The sequence below is a fragment of the Xenorhabdus innexi genome, assembly GCF_002632485.1.
GTDB classification, from domain to species: Bacteria; Pseudomonadota; Gammaproteobacteria; order Enterobacterales; family Enterobacteriaceae; genus Xenorhabdus; species Xenorhabdus innexi.
The window spans coordinates 1-7,574 of sequence record NZ_NIBU01000089.1; the positions used below are offsets into that span (position 1 = coordinate 1).

Below are 7,574 nucleotides of genomic sequence, written 5' to 3' on the forward strand. Positions count from 1 at the left end.
CGTGGTTTTGATTTATTGTTTGGCGACGATTATCAGATCATAAATGAAGCCTTTTTTCTATCTAAAAATAAACGGTTATTGCTTAAGATCCTGTCTATGATTCAGCCATCAAATATTAAAGGCAGTGAATACGACAGAGCGCGCTCCTAAAGCGTCGCGTCACGAAGTATTAACAGCTATATCAATGAATTTAATATTAGGGTGGGATATCGGTTTTAAGACAAAAGTTATTTGTTCGCAGAAGCAAGATTCTATTCAGGGCTGATACTGTTTAATCCTGAATAGAAACTTGCTTCTTTATTAATAACAAGTACTACCTTGTTATGTCGGACACTATCTTTTTGGATCAGGTAATTTTTGGTGACTGTTCTCTTTCAAAACAGTTGGCTTACATTAGCTACTTTTATAATGAAGGAAGCTCAGATAATGGCCAGCGAGCTTTCACAGTGACACCTAAATTTTCCTTTGTTCCGGTTGTCAAACGGATCATCCCGGCAAGCGCTATCATTGCCCCGTTATCAGTACAAAATTCAGGGCGGGCATAAAAAACTTCTCCCTGCAATTTTTCCGTCATATTTTGCATTCTGATGCGCAATGTCCGGTTTGCACTCACTCCTCCCGCCATAACCAGCCGTTTGAAACCAGTTTGCTCTAATGCACGTCTACACTTTATTACCAGAGTATCAACAACAGCATCTTCAAATGCGTGAGCAATATCTGCTCTGGTCTGCTTATCCTGTTCAGCATCACAACCAGTTATGTGATTACGAATCGTATTAGCTGCAAACGTTTTCAGACCGGAAAAGCTGAAATCTAACCCCGGACGATCTGTCATTGGACGGGGGAAAACAAAACGCTCTGCTGTGCCTTGTTCCGCTATACGGGAAAGAAGAGGGCCACCCGGGTAATCCAGCCCCAGTAGTTTTGCCGTCTTATCGAAAGCTTCACCAGCCGCATCATCAACCGACTCACCAAGCAGAGCATATTTGCCGATACCCGTCACGCTAATAAGCTGAGTATGACCACCGGAAACCAATAAAGCGACAAAAGGAAATTCAGGTTTCTTCTCTTCCAGCATAGGTGCTAATAAGTGCCCTTCCATATGATGAACAGGAATAGCCGGTACATCCCAGGCAAAAGCCAGTGAACGACCAATAGTTGCTCCAACCATCAGTGCTCCCACTAAACCCGGCCCAGCAGTGTAAGCAACAGCATCAATATCTTTACTTGTCAGGCCTGCTTCTTTCAAGGCAGCCTGAATCAGGGGAACTGTTTTACGGATATGATCACGGGATGCCAGTTCAGGCACAACGCCACCATAATCGGCATGTAGTTTTACCTGACTGTACAATTGATTGGCTAGCAGGCCGGATTTGTCATCATAAATTGCGATTCCAGTTTCATCGCAGGACGTTTCTATACCTAAAACTCGCATTGTACTTGTTATCTCGTCACGGTAGTTAAAGCAAAAATTAAAGCGGATGTCAGTGTATCACTATCTATTTACAACCACATCTGTCTATTTATAACCACACCTGTTTACAATCACTATTCAGATTTTGGGTATACGCATTTAACTCAATGACAGACAATAGATTCCATTTACATGCTGACTCTTTGTTCTGTTTAGTCTATAATCAGTCCCCTATTTGAATATCCAGTGTGGTTGAATGAATAACGTTGGCTTCAGATTGCTTGTTTTGCGTACAAAAAAGCAACCTACAACCTGCGACGTTGCGTGTTTCAATTTTCCACGGTACTTTACAAAGCCGTGTTCATTGAAGTAAAATTCCGCACCATTTTAAAGACGGCTGGCACTATCCCGCCAGCGACAAACCCGATTTCTATTGAGGTGAGAGGCACATGCCAGTAATTAAAGTACGTGAAAACGAGCCATTTGACGTAGCTCTGCGTCGCTTCAAGCGTTCTTGCGAAAAAGCAGGCGTATTAGCAGAAGTTCGTCGTCGTGAGTTCTATGAAAAACCAACGACTGAACGCAAACGCGCTAAAGCATCAGCAGTTAAGCGCCACGCTAAAAAGCTGGCTCGTGAAAACGCACGTCGCACTCGTTTGTACTAATCTTTGCGGCCCGTCCGCAAAGTGTTTGTTTTAACAAACTACTGCAGTTAAAGGCCGTGCTTTCCCAGAGAAAGCGCGGCTTATTCTCGTTCATCAACAGGCGTAAAAGGGCTTATGGCTGGACGAATTCCACGCGCATTTATCAATGACTTGTTAGCAAGAACCGATATCATTGATCTAATTGATGTCAGAGTGCCTCTCAAAAAGAAAGGTAAGAACCATCAGGCGTGTTGTCCTTTTCATAATGAGAAAACCCCTTCATTTACTGTTAATGGCGATAAACAGTTTTATCATTGCTTTGGTTGCGGAGCCCACGGTAATGCCATCGACTTCTTAATGAATTACGACAGGCTAGACTTTGTCGAATCCATAGAAGAGCTGGCAGCTATGCACGGGCTGGAAGTCCCTTACGAAGCAGGCTCAGGCGGCGGGCACATCGAACGTCACCAAAGGCAGAATCTTTATGAATTGATGGATAAGCTCAATAGTTTCTATCAATATTCACTGTCTGAACCAAGTGGGCAGCCAGCCCACCAATATCTGGCGCAACGTGGACTCAGTGAAGAAGTCATTAAGCGTTTTGCAATTGGTTTCGCCCCGGCAGGGTGGAATAATGCCCTTAAACAGTTTGCCCAAAATGAAGAGGCACGCAAGCTTCTCGATGATGCAGGCATGCTAGTCACTAATGATAGTGGCAATGTCTATGACCGTTTTCGTGGTCGAGTGATGTTTCCAATTCGCGATCGTCGTGGTCGTGTAATTGCCTTTGGTGGTAGGGTATTAGGAGACTCACTTCCCAAATATCTGAATTCACCTGAGACAGATATCTTCCATAAAGGTCGTCAACTCTATGGCCTTTATGAAGCACAACAAAACCGAAAATCGCCTTCAAGATTATTGGTAGTTGAAGGTTATATGGATGTCGTTGCACTGGCTCAGTTTGGCATTGATTATGCCGTAGCTTCGTTGGGAACATCGACAACAGCCGAGCATGTTCAGTTACTTTTCCGTACAACCGATAGTGTCATCTGTTGTTACGATGGAGACCGTGCAGGCCGTGATGCCGCATGGAGGACGCTGGAAACAGCATTACCTTATCTGAATGATGGCCGGCAATTACGTTTTATGTTCTTGCCTGATGGCGAAGATCCAGATTCACTAGTACGTAAAGAAGGGCGGGAAGTATTTGAACAGAGAATGGAAAAGACACTGACTCTGTCTGAATTCTTGTTTGATTCACTGTTGTTACAAGTTGATTTAAGTACCCCAGAAGGGGCAACCAAACTTAATTCACTTGCGATGCCACTGATTAGCCAGATTCCGGGCGAAGCATTGCGGCTTTACCTGCTAAAGGAACTAGGGAAACTGTTGGGCATACCTGATACTACACAATTGGAACGATCTCTGGCAAAACTTGTCAAAAAAGATACCAATACTTATCAGGCGCTAAAACTGAAACCAACAACAATGCGAATACTCATCGCATTGCTGGTACAGAATCCGCATTTAGCGACATTAGTCCCTTCATTACAGGGAATGTTTTCTGCTCAGATAGCGGGGCTACCGCTATTTATTGAGCTTGTCGACACATGTCTTGCTCAGCCGGGGTTAACAACCGGTCAGCTTTTGGAGCAATATCGCGATAATAAATACGCAAAACAGCTTGAAAAACTCGCCGCATGGAACGATATACAAGTAGAAGAAATCGCTGAAAAAACGTTTAGTGATGCGTTAAATCATCTTTTTGCATCAGCTTTAGATGAACGTTTCAAGTTTTTAATTGCTAAAGAAAGAACAGAAGGTCTGACGCCGGAAGAACGCGAAGAAGTTCGACTGATTACAGAGTCCGGCGCCAGAAAGTAAGATCCTGTTTAAAATGTAAGACAGAATCTGAATCTTGAACTATTTACGGCTTAAGTGCCGAATGAGGTAGGGAGATAACCCTACAGTTGCCGCTATTGAGGGCAGTGGCAATACAACGAAATGCCCCCTAAATGTTATTGTTGGCATATTTGTTTCGCCGACCGACACCAACCAATACTCTGAAGTGTGGATACCGTCTTATGGAGCAAAACCCGCAGTCACAGCTGAAGCTACTTGTCACCCGAGGTAAGGAGCAAGGCTATCTGACCTATGCTGAGGTCAATGACCATCTGCCGGAAGATATCGTCGATTCTGATCAGATAGAAGATATCATCCAAATGATCAATGACATGGGCATCCAGGTAATGGAAGAGGCACCTGATGCCGATGATCTCATGTTGGCAGAAAACACAAACGACACCGATGAAGATGCCGCAGAAGCAGCTGCGCAAGTGTTATCCAGTGTCGAGTCAGAAATCGGTCGTACAACTGACCCGGTACGCATGTACATGCGTGAAATGGGTACCGTTGAACTGCTGACTCGCGAAGGTGAGATTGACATTGCAAAACGCATTGAAGATGGCATCAACCAAGTACAGTGCTCCGTTGCCGAATACCCTGAAGCTATTACCTATCTGCTGGAACAGTACGACCATGTTGAAGCAGGTGAAAGCCGCCTGTCTGATCTAATTACCGGTTTTGTTGACCCTAACGCAGAAGAAGATCTCGCACCGACAGCCACTCACGTTGGTTCTGAACTACCTCAGGAAGAGCTGGATGATTCCGACGACGATGATGACGAAGAGCGGGATGATGATACTGACAGCGAAGATGATAACAGCATCGATCCAGAACTGGCCCGTCAGAAGTTTCAGGAGCTTCGTGAACAATATGAAGTTACTCGCCAGTCAATCAAAAGCTATGGTCGCAGCCACCCGAATACTGCCGCTGAAATTTTGACATTGTCTGAGGTATTCAAGCAGTTCCGCTTGGTGCCAAAACAGTTTGATTATCTGGTCAACAACATGCGTTCCATGATGGATCGAGTACGTTTTCAGGAACGTCTGATCATGAAGATGTGTGTTGAACAGTGCAAAATGCCGAAGAAAAACTTCATCACTCTGTTTTCTGGTAACGAAACAACTGAGACCTGGTTCACTGCTGCAAAAGCAATGAACAAGCCCTGGTCTGATAAACTGCCGGAAGTTGAAGATGAAATCATGCGCAGTCTGCAAAAACTGCGTCAGATTGAAGAAGAAACTGGCCTGACCATCGATCAAGTCAAAGATATCAACCGTCGCATGTCAATTGGTGAAGCAAAAGCCCGCCGAGCGAAGAAAGAAATGGTTGAAGCTAACTTACGTCTGGTTATTTCAATTGCCAAGAAATACACCAACCGTGGTCTGCAATTCCTTGACCTGATTCAGGAAGGTAATATCGGCCTGATGAAAGCGGTTGATAAATTCGAATATCGCCGTGGTTATAAGTTCTCAACTTATGCAACCTGGTGGATCCGTCAGGCTATTACCCGCTCCATTGCGGATCAGGCGCGTACTATTCGTATCCCTGTACATATGATTGAAACGATTAACAAACTTAATCGTATTTCTCGTCAGATGCTACAGGAAATGGGTCGTGAACCGTCACCGGAAGAGTTGGCAGAACGTATGCTGATGCCGGAAGACAAGATCCGCAAAGTGCTGAAAATAGCCAAAGAGCCAATTTCAATGGAAACCCCTGTTGGTGATGATGAAGATTCACATCTGGGCGATTTCATTGAAGATACAACGTTGGAACTGCCGCTGGATTCTGCTACGTCAGAAAGTCTGCGTTCAGCAACCCACGATGTACTGGCAGGGTTAACTGCACGTGAAGCGAAAGTCCTGCGTATGCGTTTTGGTATCGATATGAATACCGATCATACATTGGAAGAAGTTGGTAAGCAGTTTGACGTAACCCGCGAGCGTATCCGTCAGATCGAGGCGAAAGCGCTGCGCAAACTGCGTCATCCGAGCCGTTCAGAAGTATTACGTAGCTTCCTTGATGATTAATCAAAATATTTGCGAATAGGTCTGAAAAGCGTCTGTTTTGGCAGGCGCTTTTTTATTTCTCACGAACTTTTGTGTTTAACGAATAAAAGCCTGACATTCAAACAAAGCATTAAAACCAATGCGACGATACACGCCATTACCCTCACGGGAGGCTTCCAGATAGCAAGCCGTTGCGCCTCGTTCTCTGGCCTCATTCAATACATAATTAATTAATGCTGAAGCATATCCCCGCCTCATATTTTCTTTTACAGTACTGATATCATCAAGGCGGACAATATTATCGACTCTCGATAAAGTTAAAGCACAAACTGGCTTTTCATCGACATACAGAGCGTAATGCTGCAAACATTTCCCTGCTCTTAGCGCGGCCTGATGGCATTTCATATACTGCCCAGATATAGCGTCTCCAGTCTCAAATGCACTTTCAAGCGGTATCGCCCAATCAGGTAAACAATGGTCAACACACCTGATTTCATACTTTCCGCAATGCTCATCTTCCATCTGCCAGTTTGTTAAATCAAGCTCCATAACTGTCGTTATACTATCAGGATCAGCTACAAACCCAGTCTGTTCAATAACCGCCAAAATCTGACCAGAGGGTTGCACAGCGACAATCAGAAAAGGCACATTACCTTTCTCATCAAGTAACTGAATCCCTGATTTCAGCTCTTCTGTAATCTGAGCACTTTCATTAATAACCTGCAAAAAATTTAATGTATCTGCTTCAACACCGGTTATGTAAGCCCGAATGCCAGCCCCAATATGCCAGTGCATTTGGCTAATTGATGAAAAAAAGTAATCTTCCAGTTTACGATGAAACAAAATAGAAGTTGATAAGTTATATAGGCTCATATTGTTGAATCACGAAAATATTTTTATAGGAAAATAAAGAGCGGCCTGCAATTACAGAAAGTGCAGAACATCATCAACGAAAGTTTTCGCGCTCAAACAATAACCAAAAACCAGTAAATAACCAGAAAAATTAATCAAAAAGACAATCAGCATCACTAAAAAATAGTTTATAGAGTTTCAAAATAGTTTAAATATCTTAAAAGATCCTAATTTCTGTATATAAAACGCGCATATGAATTTTCGGGGCTAGACCTGATGCCACACAGTACCGTATAATCTCCCCACTTCACTGGCCCCTTAGCTCAGTGGTTAGAGCAGGCGACTCATAATCGCTTGGTCGCTGGTTCAAGTCCAGCAGGGGCCACCAGAATTATCAAGGGGTTGCATCAAAAGTGCGACCCCTTAGTTTTTTCTAGGATACCCATAGGATACCTTCCGGCAGTAGCATTATGTATAACCGATTAACATCGCTACGGTAATGAAGCGTTCTCGTATTTCCCTCTGTGACACTTATCACATTCCTTGAACATGAAGACACCTAGATAAATAACAAACAGATGGGTGATTATTCCTGCGGCTTGTCGCGCACTTTACGCTCAATGGGTTGACCATACGAATCAAAGTAACGGCTAGTACTACAGCCGTACGCCCCATTGTGGCATGATAACCCCTGACATTTTTTCCTGAACAATACGGGGAGGTGTTCAATGCACTTACCTATCAACACGT

General features: G+C 43.9%; 5 protein-coding genes and 1 tRNA gene. 4 read left to right on the forward strand and 2 right to left on the reverse strand.

The features are described from left to right. Nucleotides 1-403: 403 nt before the first annotated feature. Nucleotides 404-1,435, reverse strand: coding sequence for a tRNA (adenosine(37)-N6)-threonylcarbamoyltransferase complex transferase subunit TsaD (gene tsaD, locus Xinn_RS18745; RefSeq protein ID WP_086954445.1), 1,032 nt, complete (start codon nucleotides 1,433-1,435; stop codon nucleotides 404-406). Between the two features lie 428 nt (nucleotides 1,436-1,863). On the opposite strand from tsaD, the gene rpsU reads away from it, so the two are divergent. The 3 genes from rpsU to rpoD all read left to right on the forward strand — a co-directional run bounded on the left by rpsU (nucleotide 1,864) and on the right by rpoD (nucleotide 5,993). After that, on the forward strand, nucleotides 1,864-2,079 hold the full coding sequence (gene rpsU / locus Xinn_RS18750; protein ID WP_001144069.1) for a 30S ribosomal protein S21: 216 nt from the start codon (nucleotides 1,864-1,866) through the stop codon (nucleotides 2,077-2,079). A gap of 114 nt (nucleotides 2,080-2,193) precedes the next feature. Continuing rightward, nucleotides 2,194-3,942 (forward strand): DNA primase, encoded by a 1,749-nt coding sequence (gene dnaG, locus Xinn_RS18755; protein WP_086954444.1) that lies wholly within the window; start codon nucleotides 2,194-2,196, stop codon nucleotides 3,940-3,942. A gap of 200 nt (nucleotides 3,943-4,142) precedes the next feature. Next, nucleotides 4,143-5,993 carry an RNA polymerase sigma factor RpoD gene (gene rpoD, locus Xinn_RS18760; protein WP_086954443.1) on the forward strand — a complete coding sequence of 617 codons (1,851 nt, stop codon included), beginning with the start codon at nucleotides 4,143-4,145 and terminating at the stop codon, nucleotides 5,991-5,993. A gap of 75 nt (nucleotides 5,994-6,068) precedes the next feature. Here the strand turns inward: rpoD and Xinn_RS18765 are convergent, their stop codons facing one another. Continuing rightward, nucleotides 6,069-6,845 (reverse strand): GNAT family N-acetyltransferase, encoded by a 777-nt coding sequence (locus Xinn_RS18765; RefSeq protein WP_086954442.1) that lies wholly within the window; start codon nucleotides 6,843-6,845, stop codon nucleotides 6,069-6,071. 291 nt (nucleotides 6,846-7,136) lie between these two features. Here Xinn_RS18765 and Xinn_RS18770 point away from each other — a divergent pair. Then, nucleotides 7,137-7,212 (forward strand) — tRNA-Ile (locus tag Xinn_RS18770). The last annotated feature ends 362 nt before the right edge of the window (nucleotides 7,213-7,574 follow it).